Raw genomic sequence first — 16,791 nt, forward strand, 5'->3', positions numbered from 1 at the left:
CGTTCTGGCAACCGGGTTCCACTCTCCACCGAATGATCACGGCAACGTTATCGAAGAGTGACTGGTCGTCGCAGCTCAGGGCCTTTGCCTCACGGGGAGTTACGACGCGGGGCGGCCGGACGCCGACCGCTCCGGAAGGGCCTCCGCCCCGTCCCTGGTCACCCGGGTCGCCCCGAAGTAGTCGGGAGTATCGATCTTGTCGAAGCGGATGACCGCCCCCGTGAACGGGGCGTTGATCATGTATCCGCCGCCCACGTAGAGCCCGACGTGCCGGATCTCCCGAGAATTCGTCAGATCATCGGAGAAGAACACCAGGTCGCCGGGGAGGAGTTCGTCCCGCGAAGGGTGCGGACCGGCGTTGTACTGGTCGTTGGCCACGCGCGGCAGCTGGATCCCGACCGTCTCGTACGCGGCCTTGGTCAGCCCCGAGCAGTCGAACCGCCCGCCGTGGTCGGGCGTACCGTTGCCGCCCCACAGGTACGGCGTGCCGAGCTGCTTCTGCGCGAAGTAGATCGCCCCGGCCGCCTGTTGCGAGGGCGCCACCCGGCCCACGGGCCGCGCGAAGCTCTTCGCCAGCGTCGTGATCGCCTTCACGTAGCCCTGGGTCTCCTTGTACGGCGGAACTCCGCGGTACTGCAGCACTGCACCGGGTCCCGCGTTGTAGGCGGCCAGCATGTTCGTGACGGGGTCCCCTGGAACCTTGCTCACGTAGCGCGCCAGTTCGCAGTCATACGAAGCGGCCGAAGGAATGGCGTCGTTCGGGTCCCAGATGTCGCGGTCACCGTCACCGTCACCGTCGATCCCGTGCGTGGCCCAGGTCCCCGGGATGAACTGCGCGATGCCGCGCGCGTCGGCGGGACTGACGATGTGCGGGTCCCAGCCGCTCTCGGAGTACAGCTGGGCGGCGAGGATCGCCGGGCTCAGAGTGGGGCAGAGTACGCCCCACTTCTGCACCAGGGCCTGGTACTTGCCGGGCACCGCCCCCTTGGCGAGGCCGACGGGGCGGCCGCCGGCGGTCACGATGCCCGCAGCGGCGGAGTACGTGCCGACCACGAGGAGGGCGACGAAGCACAGACACGCCCCGATGCCGATCCCGCTGATCACCCAAAATCTGCGCACCCGTCAACCCTCCCCCATGGGCGGAACTTTCACTGGGATTCGTCGTTACGTGTCGGGTTCATCCCTTTTGCGGCCCACTGTCGAATCCGTCGCACGCGATGCTCTTGTGTTCCGTATCCGACACGGCATGCCGGAACACCACCGTCCACCCCCCGGGATCCTGGGAGAGCGGGGGCGCCTTGACCGTCTTGCCGTTCAGCTGCATCGAGAAGTCATCCGGGTACGTGACGTACTTCCAATCCACCTCGTCACCTTCGTACAGGTCCCGCGCCTTGGCAACGAAGCCCAGCTGCCGGTTGTCGGTCACGTCCGTGGACAGGCCGTTCTCGTCGACCTCGTGCTGCGGTTTCACGACGACGGCCACGTAGTACGGCGGCACGTCAGGGAGCGCGTTCTGGACCCGGTACCCGATCTGCACCTTCCCCGACTTCAGGTCCGGGTCGTCCGTGGTCCGGGGCAGGGCGGTCTGGAAGTCCAGGACGCCTCGCTCCTCCACGTCCCGGGTGCAGGTGCGGCGCACAGGGTTGTAGTCGTCCAGGTTGGGCTCGGTCTGTCTGATGTACGTCGGCGGGCCCGCCGGGGACTGCGCCGCGGATCCGCCGGGACTTCGCCCGCCGCCAGGTGTCTGCGCGGCGGGCGTCTGCGCGGCGGGTGTACGTCCACCGGCGCGGTCCTCCGCGCCTCCCTGACCGCCCTGGCTCCCCCACGGCAGCTTCCACACCGCCACACCGGCCACGACGACCAGCGCGGCCCCGGCGGCCACCCATACTCCGGCCCGCACCCGCTTCGGCAGCGGCGCCGCGACCGCGGCCTGCGTCGGCGTGTAGCCGTACACCAGGCCAGGCCCCTGCGTCCGCAGCTCGTGCACCGGGACGGCCTCGCCGAGGGCCCCCAGGCCCGCGTACACCGGGTCGTCCACCAGCGCGTCCCGCACCCCGCAACGGCGCAGGATCTCCGCCGGATCCGGCCGCTGCGCCGGGTCCTTCGCCACGCACGCCCCGATCAGCGCCGCCAGGCCCGGTTCCACCCCGGCCAGGTCGATGGGCTCGTGCACCGCCCGGTAGCTCACCGTCGCCGGGTCGCCCGTCCCGTACGGCGCGCGCCCGGTCGCCGCGTAGGCCATCGTCGCGCCCAGGGCGAAGACGTCCGCCCTGCCGTCGCCGGTCCCGCCGCCGACGAGCACCTCCGGCGCGGTGAACCCGGGCGTGCCCGGGGCCTGCCCGTCCTGGGTGAGCGCGGTGGCCCCGACCCCCTTGGCGATGCCGAAGTCGATCAGCTGCGGCCCCTGCGCGCCGAGGATGACGTTCTGCGGCTTCAGGTCCCGGTGCGTCACCCCGTACGCGTGCACGCTCGCCAGGCCCTCGGCCAGGGCCGCCAACAGCCGCAGGCAGGTGTCCGCCGGCAGGGCCCCGCGGGCCCCCACCGCCCGGGACAGCGTGGGTCCGGCCACGTATTCCGTGGCCAGCCAGTACGGCGGGGCCGCGAGCGAGGCGTCGATCAGGTTCGCCGTCCAGGCCGACCTGACCGCCCGCACCGTCTCGGCCTCCCGCCGGAACCTCGCCAGCGCCTCCGGATGCCCGGTGATCTCGTCCCGGATCACCTTGACCGCAACCAGCCGTCCGCCGGGCGAGCGCCCCAGGTACACCTGGCCCATGCCTCCGGCACCCAGCCTCGCCAGCAGCGTGTGTTCCCCGATGCGAGCCGGGTCGGTCCCCCTCAGTGCGTCCATCCGCACGAGGCTGCCATACCGACTCCGCGGCGCGGCAAGGGGGTTGGCGCCCTACGCCGTCCGGCGGGGAGCCACGTACAGGCTCTGCGCGCTCCGCCCGATCGGGCCCTTCTCGTCGTGCAGCATCGCGTCCGCCAGGCCGATGCCGGCCCCGTCCACACTCGTACGCGCCTGCACGCACGCCCACTCACCCACCGGGTGGCGGTGCAGGTGGACGGTCAGGTCGCTGTTGATGAAGACGTAGCGCCCGAAGTCCACCACCGCGCTGATGCCGTTGCCCGAGTCGGCGGCGATCAGCACCCGGTCGAGCGGGCGGGTCTCCTCGCCGGCGATCAACGGCACCTTCATCCGCATCCAGCAGGTGCCGGGGCCCGGCTCGACGAACGCGCCCTCGGTGAAGCGGGTCTCCATGGCCGAGTGGTAGCCGACGTCCCACGGCACGGGGAAGAACGGCGTCACCTCCACCTCACCCGGCGCCGGCAGCTGCGGCCCGCTCACCACGGCCGGTACGGACTCCTGCGCGACCCTGATCCGCAGGGCCCGCGCCAGCATCACGGGCGCGGCGCCCGCCGGGGCGATCGCCGCCTCGACCACCTCGGTGCTGCGGCCGGAGCGCAGCACGCTGGTGGTGACCTCCAGCTCGCCGATCGGCACCGGGCGCAGGATCTCGTACGTGATCCGGGCGATCCGCATGTCCGCGCGCGCGCCGGGCCGCTCCTCGACCGCCCGCCCCAGCAGCGCGGCCGGCGGACCCGCATGCTGCGATCCCGCGTCCCACGGCCCCCGCGTGTACTCGGTGGCGGTGAACCGCCCGACGTCACGTCGTTCGAAGAACCCCTCGGCAGTGCCCATGGCCAGCACGCTACCGACTGGTAACCGGAGCCACCAGCCCCGTGGACCCCCGCGGGGAGGTCAGCGGCCGGACGGTGGGGGCGGTTCAGCGGGCGAACCCCAACCCCACCCCCAGCCCCACCAGCACCGACCCGATGGCCCGGTGCAACAACCCCGCCTGCTGCCACAGCGGCGCAACGGGACCGACGACCTGCGTGAAGGTCGACACGACGAACAGCGTCGTCTTCGGGTTGAGCACATTGGTCAGGAACCCCGACCGCAGCGAGCCGCTGTCCGGACGGTGTCCACCGGATGCGCCTGACCGCGTCCGACCGGCGACAATGAGGGACGTGTCCCACAGCCTGCCCCTCCTGCAAGCCGACTGCGCGAACTGCTTCGCGCTCTGCTGCGTCGCCCTGCCGTTCGCCAAGTCCACCGACTTCGCCGTGAACAAGCCCGCCGGAACCCCCTGCAAGAACCTCCAGCAGGACTTCCGCTGCGGCATCCACACCCGCCTGCGCGACCAGGGCTTCCCGGGCTGCACCGTCTTCGACTGTTTCGGCGCGGGCCAGCAGGTCTCCCAGGTCACCTTCGGCGGCCGCGACTGGCGCACCCACCCCGAGTCCCGGGGCGCGATGTTCGACGTCTTCCCCGTGATGCGGCAGCTCCACGAGTTGCTCTTCTACGTGGACCAGGCCCTGGACCTCCCCGACGCGGCCCCCGTCCACGCCGAGCTGCGCCGCGTGCTCGCCGAGACGGAGGAGTGGACGCGCGCCGACGCCGGCGCCCTCGCGACCCTGGACGTCGCCGCCCTGCGCGGACGGATCAACACGCTGCTCCTGAAGTCCAGCGAACTGGTCCGCGCCAAGGTCCCGGGCCGCAAGAAGAACCACCGCGGCGCCGACCTCATGGGCGCCCGCCTCTGCGGGGCCGACCTGCGCGGGGCGAACCTGCGCGGCGCCTACCTGATCGCCGCCGACCTCACCCGCGCCGACCTCCGCACGGCCGACCTGATCGGCGCCGACCTCCGCGACGCGAACCTCGCCGGCGCGGACCTCCGCGGAGCCGTCTTCCTCACCCAGCCCCAACTCAACGCGGCCAAGGGCACCCGCGAAACCCGCATCCCGCCAACCCTGACCCGCCCCACCCACTGGCCCTGACCCCGCCGCCCCACCAGCCCCGCCACCTCACCCAGCCTCGCCGGCGTTTGAGGCGCGGGGCCCGGGGCGGAGCCCCGATCCTTCAGCCCCGCCGCCTCATCCAGCCCCGCCGGCGTTTGAGGCGCGGGGGCGCGGGGGCAGGGCCCCCGACCCGGCGCCGCGCCGGCATCACGGCTCACCCACCCGCCCCCGGAATCTCCTTCATCCGGTCAACGACGCTCCGCGTCAGCACGGCAGTGGTGTGCACCACGGTCCCCGGCTTGATCAGCCCACCCTCGCCCCCTTCCCCCTGCACCTGCACCACCCGCTCGCCGAGAAACTCCAGCGTCCTGGGATCGAAGATCCACTCCTCCCGCTGCCCGCTCGTCTCGTCGAGCCGCGCGACCGCGATCCCGTGCCGCCCCGCCGCGTCGACCGCGTCGTCCACGGTCACCACCCCCGGAATCTTCGCCGCGGCCTTGTAGAGCGCGGCCGCGAGCTCGACCGGCGGATAACTGCCGCGCAGCAGGTCGCCGATCGTGGTGAAGGCCTCCTGGTCGGGGCCGTTGCCCATGCCGCGCGTCTCCTCGTAGATCTTCTTCAGCAGCACGTCGGGATCGGTGGGCAGCGCGGCGAGGTAGTTGTGGCTCGGCGCGTTGAGGTACGGCGTCGGCGTCTCGCCCTTCTCGTTCTTCCCCTCCAGCGTCATGCCCTTCGGACCGGTGTTGCCGGGCTCGATCAGCCAGCCCTTCAGGCCGTCCGGGGAGTTCCACGTGTGCCGCATGTGCAGCTCCTGGCTGACCAGGCTGCTCTTGTCGTTCACGGTCTTCACGTAGGTCGTCGCCGTCTTGCTGCCGATGTAGATGAACTGGTCCGGACGCACCTTCACCCCCGGCCCCGCCGAGGCGGCCGCCAGGGAGATGCGGTCGAGGAGCTGCGCCGTGCCCCGGGCGTCGGCGCTGCCGATCCGGGTGGTCATCGCCGGCCCCGTGGCGATCGTGGAGCCGGCCCCGTCCGCGGCGCCCTGTTCCACATACGTCAGGAACCCCGCCGCGAGCACCCCGGCCAGGGCGAAGGCCCCGACGGGCACGAGGATCGCCCGCCGCAGGAAGGGGTTGCGCGGCCTCACCGCACGGGCGGGGACGGGGCGGGCGTGGGAATCGGCGGCGCGGAGGTCTTCGTGGATCTGGGCCATCAGTCGCTCCTTGTGGAACTGGTGGCGGCCCGCGGGAAGTTCCCGTTCGGCGAACGGCAGGGGGAGCGAGTTCTCCTCCCGGCCGGCCGGGCGGCGCCGGAAAAGGTCGGCGTTCATCAGATTCCCTCCTGTGCGGACCGGACCGCCTTCGTGCGGTCGTCATATGTCTGTCGGCCCCGGGCCCCGAGTTCCCGTCCGTTCTTCCTCAGTTCCGCGTCGGCGAGCTTGCGCAGCTTCGTACGGGCCCGGGACAGCCTGGAACGCACCGTTCCGACGGGAATGCCCAGGACGCGGGCCGCCTCGGCGTACTCCAGGCCCTCGCACAAGCACAGCAGGAGGACTTCGCGCTCGGGCCGGCGCAGCGCGCTCAGCTGCGTCAGCGTGGCAGCGATCTGCTGCCGGTCGTCCAGCCGCCCGGCCACCTCGTCGGCGTGGTCGGGCACGGCCGCGGCCGCGGCGGCCGCCGCGGCGGCCCCGGCAGCAGCCCGGAAGCGGCGGTTGCTGCGGCAGTGGTTCCGGGCGATGTTGGTGGTGATCCCCAGGAGCCAGGGCCGGAGGGAACCGCCCTCGGGATCGACGGTGCCGCGCAGCCGCCACGCCTCCAGGAAGGCCGCCGACATGACGTCCTCAGCGACGGCCCAGTCCCCGGTCATCCGGAAGGCATGGTTGTAGAGGGTGCGCGAGTAGCTGTCGAACAGCTCCGCATAGGCGTCCGGATCACCGGACCGCACCCGTGTTCGCATCTCTGTGGTCACTCCTGTCGGCTGTCCGGCACCCCCGACGGAGTTCCCGTGACCCGCGTCACACCACGCGGTCCCGCGACCACCCTACGAACCACCCGGCCGCCCTCCTCGGGAGGACCCACCGTCCCCACGGCGCGACAGGCCACCCCGAAGTCGAGACGCGCCCCTCCGCAGCGGCCCCGACACCCCAGCTGCGCCCCCTGGAGCCAACCTGAACCGCCCCGCCAGCCATGGACCCACCACCGGCCCGGCCCTCACTCCTACCTCCTCGCCCCACCCGCCCCCACCCGCGCCAGAAACCCCCGTACGGCGGCGTAGTACCCCTCTGGGTCCCCCGCCCGCACCGCGTGCCCCGCCGGGAGCTCGACCAACCGCACCCCCGCCCTGCGCACCGTCATCTCCCGTGCGTGCTCCGCCGACAGCACCCCGCTCCGGTCCCCCCGCACCAGCAGCGTCGGCGTCCCCACCCGTAGCCAGTCCGCCCAGTGGTCACCGTTCAACCCGCGCTGGGACTCGACCATGTCCTCCACCTCGAACGCGGCCCCCCACCCGTCCGGGTACTCCCGTACCGCCCCCTCCAGATACGGGGCCGAGCTCCCCACCCCCGCCAGGAACCCGGCGCGGGTCCCGGCCCGCCGCGGCCATGCCCGCGCGAACGACAGGTCGCCGTCGACCACCGCCCCGATGTCCTCGACCACCACCGCCCGCACGAGGTCCGGCCGCCGTGCGGCGAGCTGATAGGCGTTGACCCCGCCCAGCGCATGCCCCAGCACCACGGCCGGGCCCAGCCCCACGTGCTCCAGCAGCGCGGCCGCGTCCGCGACGTACCCCTCCCGCGTGTACTCCGCCGCCCGGTCGGAATCCCCCTGCCCCCGCTGGTCCAGGGCGATCACCCGCCACGCCGGACCCAGCTCACGCGCCAGCCGCTCGAAGTCCGCGCCCGACCCGAAGTGCCCGTGCAACGCCAGCAGCGGCGCCCCCGGCCCCCCGAAGTCCGTGTAGACAAGGCGCCGCCCGTCCCGCGCCACCATCACCCCCGGCAGCGGCCCCAGCTTGTCGATGACCCGCTGCCGCAGCAGCTGGTACTCCTCCCAGCGCCGCTTCAGCCGCCCGCCCGGCCGCTGCACCACCCGGCCAGGCGTGACCGTCTCACCCCGCCGGAACTGCTCCCGCGTCAGATCGACCCGGATGCCCCCCGGCAGCAGGTTCCACCAGTGGTAGCCCTCCTGCCGCCCCTCGTGGAACACCTCGCCCAGCACCAGGTCCCCACCCACGAGGTCCTGCACGACCAGGGCGGTGATGTCGCACTGCCCCCAGGCCGGATTCTCCGCGGTCCACGGCACCCGGCTGACGTCGGCAGGCTCGCTCGTCCCGGCGGACCAGCCCGCCCGGATGGCCGCCTCGAGATCCGCAAGAGTCCAGGGAGTCGTCATCCCCCCAGCCTGCCGCACCCCACTGACAACGCGGCGGCCTCAGGGACGGACGACGGCGACCCCGTCCCGCGTGCAGCGCGCCGTCACCGTGCACGAGGTCGCGCAGCCGGCCCAGGCACCCCGGGCGGCCCCGCCGAACCCGGCTGCGGCGTCGGCCGCGCACCGCCGCGCCGCACAGCACAGGCCGCGCCCCGCACACCGCACCCATCCTCGACCCCTCGCGTCGCCGCACCTGACGAGATGGAGCTTGACCCGCGATCCGTTACCCGTATGGATGACTGACGGAATGTCGGACTTATGTCAGCGAGTCGGCCCAACGACACGCGCCCCCACTGCTCCGAACGGCGGCCCCTCGCCCCGCACCCCGTACGCCGAGAGGACAGTCATTGCCCGGCGTCACCCCCCGTGATACACAGAGTGACCGCACGTTCTTGCGCCCGGACGGCAGCCCCGCCCCAGGTCAGAGCGCGGAAGCCCGATACGGGCCGCGAGATCGGGTAAAGAGAGCCGACAAGTCGACGACGGCGGCGGTTTCATCAGCGAAGATAGTGCGTGACCCCTGCCGTCGGGCAGCGGGCATCCGGAACTACCCTTACAGGGGCGGTGAGTTACATGATCCTGGCAGCCGAAAAGGGCGACATCACCACCATCATCGGCGGAATCGCCCCGAACTGGGGGCCGTTCGGCAGTCTCGGCAACGAAGCGAAGGTCATGATCGAGGTGGTCATGGCCGTCGCGATCCTCCTCTGCCTCGGCATCGCCATCTGGGGCGCGGCCAAGCAGCGCATCGGTGCGACGGCCCTGCGCGACACCTTCAGCGCGGAACAGGGCAAGGGCCTGATCGTGGCCGGCCTCACGGGCGTCTTCATCATCGGCTCCCTCGGCACGCTCTTCACGATCGTCTACGGAATGGCCGTCTGACCCGATCGACCACCGGTGGCCCCGACCTGATGAGGACTCACCACACCGCATCCACGCGGGAACCAGCGCTACCGTCGAACGACGCGGAGGGGGCGGAAACGGAATGAGCAACGACGACCAGTACGGCGGCGCCGGCTACGGCGAGGTCGGCGGCACGGGCCAGACCCGCACCCGCCTCCCCGAAGCCCCCGCCGACCCGTACGGCCCCGCCCGCCGCACCTCCCGCACCCCCCGCAGCCTGGTCACCGTGGTCGGCGTGGTGGTCCTCCTCATCGCCGCCATCGCCTTCGCCAACCAGGCCCCGGACACCCCCGACGCCAAATCCACCGACGACACCCCGTCCGCCACCTCCACCGCGGCCACCGGCACGAACCCGGTCACGGGCAAGCAGGGCGGCCTGCCCTCGGGCTTCGCCCAGGACCAGCAGGGCGCCCAATCGGCCGCCGCCAACTACGCGGTGGCCCTGGGCTCGGACGGGATGTTCAATCCGGCGCGGCGGCACTCGATCGTGGACGCCATGGCGGACGAGAGCAGCCGCACGAGACTCAAGGCCGCTTTCGACGCCGACTATTCCGCAGGGCTGCTCGCCCAGATCGGCCTCACCAAGGACGGGTTGGCACCGACCGGTTCCACCTTCGTCAACCGCACCGTCCCAGCCGGAGCCAAGGTCAAGAACTTCTCCGCGGGGGCCGCGTCGGTCGATGTGTGGTGCATCGGCATGTTCGGCCTGACGGGCGACAAATCCACGCGCCCCGTCACCAGCAGCTGGTTCACGATCTCGATGACCCTCAAGTGGAACGGCTCGGACTGGAAGGTGGTCGAAACCTCGCAGAAGGACGGCCCCACGCCGGTCACCGGTGACGTCCCCGTGTCCACCTCCGACGAGATCGGCAGTGCGGTCACCGAATTCGGAGGGTTCACCTATGCCCGGTAGCAACCGAACCGCGCTCCGACGGATCGGCGCGATCACCGCTGCCGTCCAGGCCGCGGTCGTTCTCTTCGCTGCACGGGCGACAGCCGCCCCTGATCCGACCCCCACGCCCTCGCCGAGCGCGAGCAAAGACCCCTGCTCGCTGATCGCCGGCCCCGCCAAGGAGTACTGCGAGCGCGGCGAAGGCGGCGGAGCCCCCCGCACCGGCCTCGCCCCCAGCGACCCGGCCGACGCCCTCAACCCCCTCGCCTCCCTCGCCAAGGGCTGCGCCGACGCCGCAGCCTGGATCGTCACCAAGCTCAGCGAAGCGGTCAAGGGCAGCGCCGACGTCGACTTCACCAACGCCACCTTCCTCAAGCAGTACGCCGTCGTCTTCGCCGCGTCCACGATCCTCACGCTCGTCCTCTGGCTCTTCGCCGTCGCCAAGCGAGCCGTCCGCGGCGTCCCCCTCACCACCGCCGTCTCCGAAGCCATCGGCTTCCTCTGGCTCACCGTCCTGGCCTCCGCCTTCACCCCCCTGATCCTCTACACCGTCGTCTCCGCCACCGACGGCGTCACCGAGGTCATCGCCTCCGCCACCGGCAGCCAGACCGACGTCTTCTTCGGCTCCTTCTCCGAAGCCCTCAAGAAGGGCGACGACATCGGCGGCGGCCCGATCATGCTGATCGTCGTCGCCCTCGTCACCGTCCTCGCCGCCGGCATCCTCTTCCTCGAACTCTTCATCCGGGCCGCCCTCCTCTACGTGGGCGCCCTCCTCGGCGTCGTCGTCTACTCCGGCCTCGTCGACCGCAACCTGTGGGGCCACGTCCGCCGCTGGGCCGGCATCATGATCGCCGTCATCCTCGTGAAGCCGGTCATCGTCATCGTCCTCGGCCTCGCCGGAGCCCTCACCGGCGAACAGGGCCCCAACGCCTTCTCCGCCGTCGTCACCGGCCTCTCCATCATCCTCCTGGCGATCTTCGCCTCCGCGATGATCTACCGCTTCGTCCCCGGCTTCGGCGACGAGATCGCCTCCGCCCGCGCGGGCCGCAGCAAGGCCACCGACGGAGCGCAGGCCGCCGCCGTCATCAGCTCCCCCGCCTCCCTCGTCTCCCAGGGCATCAAGACCCACAGCAGCCGCGGCGCCCACCGCGGAGGCGACGGCGGCGGCAGCACGCCCCGCCCCGCCAACCCCCTCTCCGGAGGCGTGGCCGCCCACAGCAGCCGCCCCGCCTCCGGCGGCGGGGCCGGCGGCGGATCCGTCGCCTCCGTCGCACCCCCGCCCCGCACGAGCTCGAGCACGAGGAACACAGGAGGTGACGGGCGTTGACGACCCAGTCCCACCAGCTGCACCCGGTCGCACCCCGCCGCACGTATCTCATCGGCCGCGCCCGGCCGAACGCGATCGTCGGCAAGAACCGCGAGACCGGCGAGATCGCCCTCATCATCACCGGGGCGTTCTTCGGCATGATGAGCGGACTGCTCGTCCCCCACCTCACCCTGCGCATCGTCACCCTCGTCGGCTTCCCGCTCCTCGCACTGGCCGCCGTCTACGTCCCGTACAAGGGCCGCACCTTCTACCGCTGGTTCGAGATCAGCCGCAGCTACAAGCGCACCCTGCGCCGCGGCACCACCTACCGCTCCGGCGCCATGGAAGCCGGTGTCCGCGCCGCCGACGGCCGCGAGGTCGAGGTCGGCCCGCCCCCCGGCATCGGCCGCATCAACTGGCTCGCCGCCCCCTTCGGCCCCGACGAGATCGCCGTACTCCTCCACGCCGACCGCCGCACCGTCACCGCCGCCATCGAGATCGAGGGCCCCGGCGTCGGCCTGCGCGACAGCGAGGACCAGGAAGCCCTCGTCGACCGCTTCGGCACCCTCCTCAAGCACGTGGCCAACGGCGACGGCTTCGTCACCCGCCTCCAGATGCTCGCCCGCACCCTCCCCGCCGACCCCGACGCCCACGCCAAGGACGTCGCCCAGCGCGGCGACACCCGGGCCCCCGTCTGGCTGCGCGACTCCTACGACCAGCTCCAGTCGATGGTGTCGACCTCCTCCGAGCAGCACCGCGCGTACCTCGTCGCCTGCATGCACTACACCCGCGACCTGGCCGCCGAGGCCGTCACCATCGCCCGCGCCTCCACCCCCCACAAGGGCCGCAAACTCGACCGCGACGCCGGCCTCGCCATCGTCATGGCCCGCGAACTCACCGACATCTGCGCCCGCCTCGCCGAAGCCGACATCCGCGTCCGCCAGCCCCTCGGCCAGGGCCGCCTCGCCTCCCTCGTCCACTCCATGTACGACCCGGACCACCCCATCGACCACATCCAGGCCATGACCAAGCGCAACGCCTGGCCCGCCGAACTCGACGCGGTCGAACCCACCTACCTCCAGGCCAAGACCCGCGAGTCCTCCACCCGCGCCCCCTGGTGCCACGCCACCGCCTGGGTCAAGGAATGGCCCATGACCCCCGTCGGCGTGAACTTCCTCGCCCCCCTCCTCGTCCACACCCCCGACGTCATCCGCACCGTCGCCGTCACCATGGACCTGGAGCCCACCGAGGTCGCCATCGAGCGCATGCTCACCGAGAAGACCAATGACGAGGCCGACGCCTCCCGCGCCGCCAAGATGAACCGCACCGTCGACCCCCGCGACATCGCCGCCCACGGCCGGCTCGACCAGAGGGGTGAAGATCTCGCCAGCGGCGCTGCCGGAGTCAACCTGGTCGGGTACATCACGGTGTCCTCGCGTTCACCGGAGGCCCTCGCCCGCGACAAGCGGACCATCCGCGCCTCGGCCGGCAAGTCCTACCTGAAGCTGGAATGGTGCGACCGCGAGCACCACCGCGCCTTCGTCAACACCTTGCCGTTCGCCACCGGCATCCGACGCTAGCTGGAGGGAAGACCCGCCCATGCGAGATCCCATGACAGCGCTGACGGACGCCTTCACCAGCTTCCTCTTCGGCAAAGTCGAAACGACGCGCCTGCCCGTACGCACCTCCACCGGGCAGGCGCAAGCCGTCTACCTCCCCACCGCCGCCCCCGGCCTCGGCGACTCCGGCGTCATCATCGGCCGCGAGGTCTACAGCGGCAAGGGCTACATCTACGACCCCTTCCAGCTGTACGGCCAGCAGCTCCCGGCCCCCCACTGGCTGGTCCTCGGCGAATCCGGCAACGGCAAGTCCGCCCTGGAGAAGACCTACGTCCTGCGCCAGCTCCGCTTCAAGGACCGCCAGGTCGTCGTCCTCGACGCCCAGGGCGAGGACGGCGTCGGCGAATGGAACCTCATCGCCCAGCAGCTGGGGATAACCCCCATCCGCCTGGACCCGATCGCCGCCAACGACTCCGGGATCCGCCTCAACCCCCTCGACCCGGCCATCACCACGACCGGCCAGCTCGCGCTGCTCCGCACCATCATCGAAGTCGCCATGGGCCACGGCCTCGACGAGCGCGCCGGCTTCGCCCTCAAGGTCGCCCACGCCTACGTCGTCGACACCATCCGGGACCGCCAGCCCGTCCTGACCGACATCGTGGAGCAACTGCGCCACCCCGAGGCCGAGTCCGCGCTCGCCATGAACGTCGACATAGACGATGTCCGGGCCTGGGGCCTCGACGTCGCGCTCGTCCTCGACCGCCTCGTCGACGGCGACCTGCGCGGCATGTTCGACGGCCCCACGACCGTCGGCATCGACCTCGACGCGCCCCTCATCGTCTTCGACCTCTCCCACATCGACCGCAACTCCATCGCCATGCCCATCCTGATGGCGATCGTCGGCGTGTGGCTGGAGCACACCTGGATCCGGCCCGACCGCAAGAAGCGCATCTTCCTCGTCGAGGAGGCCTGGCACATCATCAACAGCCCCTTCGTCGCCCAGCTGTTCCAGCGCCTCCTGAAGTTCGGCCGCCGCCTCGGCCTGTCCTTCGTCGCCGTCGTCCACCACCTCTCCGACGTCGTCGACGGCGCCGCAGCCCGCGAAGCCGCGGCCATCCTCAAGATGGCCTCGACCCGAACGATCTACGCCCAGAAGGCGGACGAGGCCAGAGCCACGGGCCGGGTCCTGGGCCTGCCCCGCTGGGCGGTGGAGATCATCCCGACCCTCACCCCCGGCATCGCCGTCTGGGACGTCAACGGCAACGTCCAGGTCGTCAAACACCTGATCACCGAAGCCGAACGCCCCCTGGTCTTCACCGACCGCGCCATGACCGAGTCCTCCTCCTCACCCCGCCTGCCCGCCGACCTCCTCGCCGCCGAACTCGAAGCGGAGGAACGCGCCCTGTCCATCGAACGCAGCCGCGGCAGCGGCAGCCCCGGATCCGCGACCACGGTGGCCTGACCATGCACGACGCACGACGCACGGAACCCGCCGCGCGCGGCGGCGGCATCCCGGACGGCCTGCTGGTCGCCCTCCTGGCCTTCCTCGTCGGCCTGGCCGTCCTCGTCTGGACGGCCACCGGCCTGGCCGCGCTCTTCGCCAAGGGCGCCTGGCCCGACACCGTCACCTTCACCCGCACCCCGACGGCCGTACGCGCCCTGATAGCGCAGCCCCAGGACATCCCGGCCGCCTGGCCCGACACCGACCCGGCGGCCCTCTCGGGCTGGGGCCTCGTCTGGGGCCTGTTCATCAGCCAGCTACTGATCCTCCTCGTCCTGACGATCTTCACCATCGGCGCAGTGGCCCGCACCAAGGCCCGCCGCACCCCACCCAAACACCCCTCCGCCCCTGCAACACCCCCGCTGCATCCAGCCCAGGCATCGGCAGGCTCGCCGGGGGCGCCGCACCCGTCGGCAGGCCCGGCAGCACCCGCGCTCCATCAAGCCTCGCCGGCGTACGAGGCGCCAGGGGGCAGCGCCCCGGCCCATCACCACGCCGCGCCCCACCCCACACCGACCGGCCCGGCCGCACCCACGCCGCCCATCCCGTCGGCAACCGAACCGCATCCACCCCAGCCGCTGCGAGGCCCGAACCCGGCAGCACCCGCGCTCCACCCAGCCCCACCGGCGTTCGAGGCGCGAGGGCCCGGGGGCAGCGCCCCCGGGCCCTCCACCCACGACGCCTACCGCTACGGCTTCGGCTACGCCCCCACCCCCGCGGCAGCCACCCCCACCCCCCACGGCATCACATACGCCGGCCCGACCGACCGCCTGCACGCCGCCACCAGCCGCCTCGCCGACACGGAGGGCGCCGCCCTCGTCATCACGTCCTCCCCCACCCTCTGGACGGAGACGAAGGACGCCCGCGCCAAACTCGGCCCGGTCCTCCTCTACGACCCCTCCCACCTGTGCGACACCCCGGCCCGCATGCACTGGAACCCCGCCGACGGCTGCGCCGAACGCGACACCGCCGCCGCCCGCGCGATCGCCCTGCTGGCCCCCGTACGCCCCCAGGCCCGCATGGACGAGGCCGTCGCCGACGCCGCTGAAACGCTCCTGCGAAGCTGGCTCCAGGCCGCCGCCCTGGACGGCCGCCCCTTCAAGCAACTCCACCGCTGGGCTCAGGGCCACAGCGCCCAGGACCCGGTACGCATCCTGCGCACCCACCCGAGAGCCACCGCGGGCTCGGCCGGCGAACTGGAAAGCGCCCTCACCGCGCACCCGCAGCGCCGCGAGCTGGCCCTGAACCTGACCGCCCGCGCCCTCTCCTGCCTGACCTCGATCCACATCCGCGAGGCCTGCAATCCGAACCGAACAGATGCCCTCACCTTGGCATCGTTCGTCACCGAAGGGGGAACCCTTTACCTGGTGGGTGAAGCACTGGAGGATCCCCGCACCCACCCGGGTGCGATGCCGTTGCTGACCGCACTCGCCTCTCACGTGGTCGAGCACGGCCGCCGCATGGCCGCACGGTCATCCCACGGTCGGCTCGACCCACCACTGTCCCTGGTGCTGGACGACGTGGCGGCCGTGGCCCCGATCCCCCAGCTCCCCGAGCTGCTGACCGGGGACACGCTCCCCGTCCTCGCCCTCTGCCGCAGCCGCGAACAAGCCCGCTCCCGCTGGCCCGCAGCCGGCCTCTAGGACGCGGGCCGCCGCAGTACGTACTCCAGCTCCCTAGCCTCCGGATGCCCCGGCATCGGGACGACGTGGCCCGTCGGCTCGAAACCGTACTTCCGGTAGAAGGCAGCAGCCCGCGCGTTGTCCTCGTGCACGAAGAGCCGTACGCGCTCCAGCGCCGGCTCCTCCAGTCCCCAGGCCCACTCGAGGGCGGCCGTGAACAGGGCCTCCGTCAGCCCCGTCCCCCGCTGCTCGGGCCGGACGAACACCCCGACCACGTGCCCCTGGGTCTGCTCGACGGGATGGTCGAAGAAGTCCACGGTGCCGCGCTCCTCGACGAGAACGGTCACCGAACCGTCCCACCGCCCGTCCGCCGCGGCCTCCGCGACGAACTGCCGAGCGGCCCGCCCGTGCGAGGCCCCCTGTGCCCGTCCCTGCCAGAACTCGTCGGGATGCCCTTCCGCCTCCTGCACGGTCTCCAGGAAGGCCACCGGGGCCGCCGGATCCTTGAGCCCGGCGATCCGCAGCTCCTTGACCTTCTCCCACTCGTCCGCCCGCACCGGCCGTATCACGTACTGCAGTTCATCCATGGGCGGTGATCCTAACCACGGATCACTCGCGCTCCACCATGATTTCCCCCGAAACGCAGAAAAGCCCCGCACCAGAAGGTGCGGGGCTTTCCCCCAATGATTGTTCGGCGGCGTCCTACTCTCCCACAGGGTCCCCCCTGCAGTACCATCGGCGCTGAAAGGCTTAGCTTCCGGGTTCGGAATGTAACCGGGC

Annotated in this window: 14 protein-coding genes, 1 rRNA gene and 1 pseudogene; 7 read left to right on the top strand and 9 right to left on the bottom strand. The window is 71.8% G+C overall.

Going from position 1 to position 16,791, the window contains the following annotated elements:
- Nucleotides 1-99: 99 nt before the first annotated feature.
- From IF89_RS0123165 to IF89_RS42300, 4 genes and pseudogenes are all read right to left on the bottom strand, one after another.
- Nucleotides 100-1,104, bottom strand: coding sequence for a bifunctional lytic transglycosylase/C40 family peptidase (locus IF89_RS0123165; RefSeq protein WP_107047339.1), 1,005 nt, complete (start codon nt 1,102-1,104; stop codon nt 100-102).
- Nucleotides 1,105-1,177: 73 nt separating this feature from the next.
- Nucleotides 1,178-2,848, bottom strand: a complete 1,671-nt coding sequence (locus IF89_RS0123170) for a serine/threonine protein kinase (RefSeq protein WP_030771304.1) — start codon at nt 2,846-2,848, stop codon at nt 1,178-1,180.
- A gap of 51 nt (nt 2,849-2,899) precedes the next feature.
- Nucleotides 2,900-3,700 carry a thioesterase family protein gene (locus IF89_RS0123175; RefSeq protein ID WP_030771306.1) on the bottom strand — a complete coding sequence of 267 codons (801 nt, stop codon included), beginning with the start codon at nt 3,698-3,700 and terminating at the stop codon, nt 2,900-2,902.
- Nucleotides 3,701-3,785: 85 nt separating this feature from the next.
- Nucleotides 3,786-3,968 (bottom strand): annotated as a pseudogene (locus IF89_RS42300) (LysE family translocator); the annotation flags it as partial.
- A 52-nt stretch (nt 3,969-4,020) separates the two neighbouring features.
- Here IF89_RS42300 and IF89_RS0123185 point away from each other — a divergent pair.
- Entirely contained in the window at nt 4,021-4,839 is an 819-nt protein-coding gene (locus tag IF89_RS0123185) for a pentapeptide repeat-containing protein (RefSeq protein WP_030771308.1), read from the top strand.
- Nucleotides 4,840-5,014: 175 nt separating this feature from the next.
- Here IF89_RS0123185 and IF89_RS0123190 read toward each other — a convergent pair whose 3' ends face one another.
- From IF89_RS0123190 to IF89_RS0123200, 3 genes are all read right to left on the bottom strand, one after another.
- The gene (locus IF89_RS0123190) at nt 5,015-6,130 is read right to left on the bottom strand and encodes a CU044_5270 family protein (RefSeq protein ID WP_030771311.1); all 1,116 of its coding nucleotides are present in this window, start codon (nt 6,128-6,130) and stop codon (nt 5,015-5,017) included.
- Nucleotides 6,130-6,756, bottom strand: a complete 627-nt coding sequence (locus tag IF89_RS0123195) for an RNA polymerase sigma factor (RefSeq protein ID WP_234327843.1) — start codon at nt 6,754-6,756, stop codon at nt 6,130-6,132. Before IF89_RS0123195 ends, IF89_RS0123190 begins: the two co-directional genes overlap by 1 nt.
- A gap of 260 nt (nt 6,757-7,016) precedes the next feature.
- On the bottom strand, nt 7,017-8,189 hold the full coding sequence (locus IF89_RS0123200) for an alpha/beta fold hydrolase (RefSeq protein ID WP_078628456.1): 1,173 nt from the start codon (nt 8,187-8,189) through the stop codon (nt 7,017-7,019).
- 612 nt (nt 8,190-8,801) lie between these two features.
- On the opposite strand from IF89_RS0123200, the gene IF89_RS0123205 reads away from it, so the two are divergent.
- From IF89_RS0123205 to IF89_RS0123230, 6 genes are all read left to right on the top strand, one after another.
- Nucleotides 8,802-9,110 (top strand): hypothetical protein, encoded by a 309-nt coding sequence (locus IF89_RS0123205; RefSeq protein WP_008742356.1) that lies wholly within the window; start codon nt 8,802-8,804, stop codon nt 9,108-9,110.
- Between the two features lie 103 nt (nt 9,111-9,213).
- On the top strand, nt 9,214-10,044 hold the full coding sequence (locus IF89_RS0123210; protein ID WP_030771317.1) for a hypothetical protein: 831 nt from the start codon (nt 9,214-9,216) through the stop codon (nt 10,042-10,044).
- Nucleotides 10,034-11,350, top strand: a complete 1,317-nt coding sequence (locus tag IF89_RS0123215) for a hypothetical protein (protein ID WP_030771320.1) — start codon at nt 10,034-10,036, stop codon at nt 11,348-11,350. The genes IF89_RS0123210 and IF89_RS0123215 overlap by 11 nt, the downstream gene beginning before the upstream one ends.
- Nucleotides 11,347-12,909, top strand: a complete 1,563-nt coding sequence (locus tag IF89_RS0123220; RefSeq protein WP_030771323.1) for an SCO6880 family protein — start codon at nt 11,347-11,349, stop codon at nt 12,907-12,909. Before IF89_RS0123215 ends, IF89_RS0123220 begins: the two co-directional genes overlap by 4 nt.
- Before the next feature lie 19 nt (nt 12,910-12,928).
- Nucleotides 12,929-14,350: an ATP-binding protein gene (locus IF89_RS0123225; protein ID WP_030771326.1), complete on the top strand. Its 1,422-nt coding sequence runs from the start codon at nt 12,929-12,931 to the stop codon at nt 14,348-14,350.
- Between the two features lie 2 nt (nt 14,351-14,352).
- The gene (locus IF89_RS0123230) at nt 14,353-16,032 is read left to right on the top strand and encodes a type VI secretion protein (RefSeq protein ID WP_030771330.1); all 1,680 of its coding nucleotides are present in this window, start codon (nt 14,353-14,355) and stop codon (nt 16,030-16,032) included.
- Here IF89_RS0123230 and IF89_RS0123235 read toward each other — a convergent pair.
- The gene (locus IF89_RS0123235) at nt 16,029-16,589 is read right to left on the bottom strand and encodes a GNAT family N-acetyltransferase (protein WP_043194297.1); all 561 of its coding nucleotides are present in this window, start codon (nt 16,587-16,589) and stop codon (nt 16,029-16,031) included. The genes IF89_RS0123230 and IF89_RS0123235 overlap by 4 nt on opposite strands.
- A 111-nt stretch (nt 16,590-16,700) precedes the next feature.
- Nucleotides 16,701-16,791 (bottom strand): 5S ribosomal RNA (rrf, locus tag IF89_RS40925); the annotation flags it as partial.

This window comes from Streptomyces sp. NRRL F-2664, from assembly GCF_000719345.1.
Taxonomy (GTDB): Bacteria; Actinomycetota; Actinomycetes; order Streptomycetales; family Streptomycetaceae; genus Streptomyces.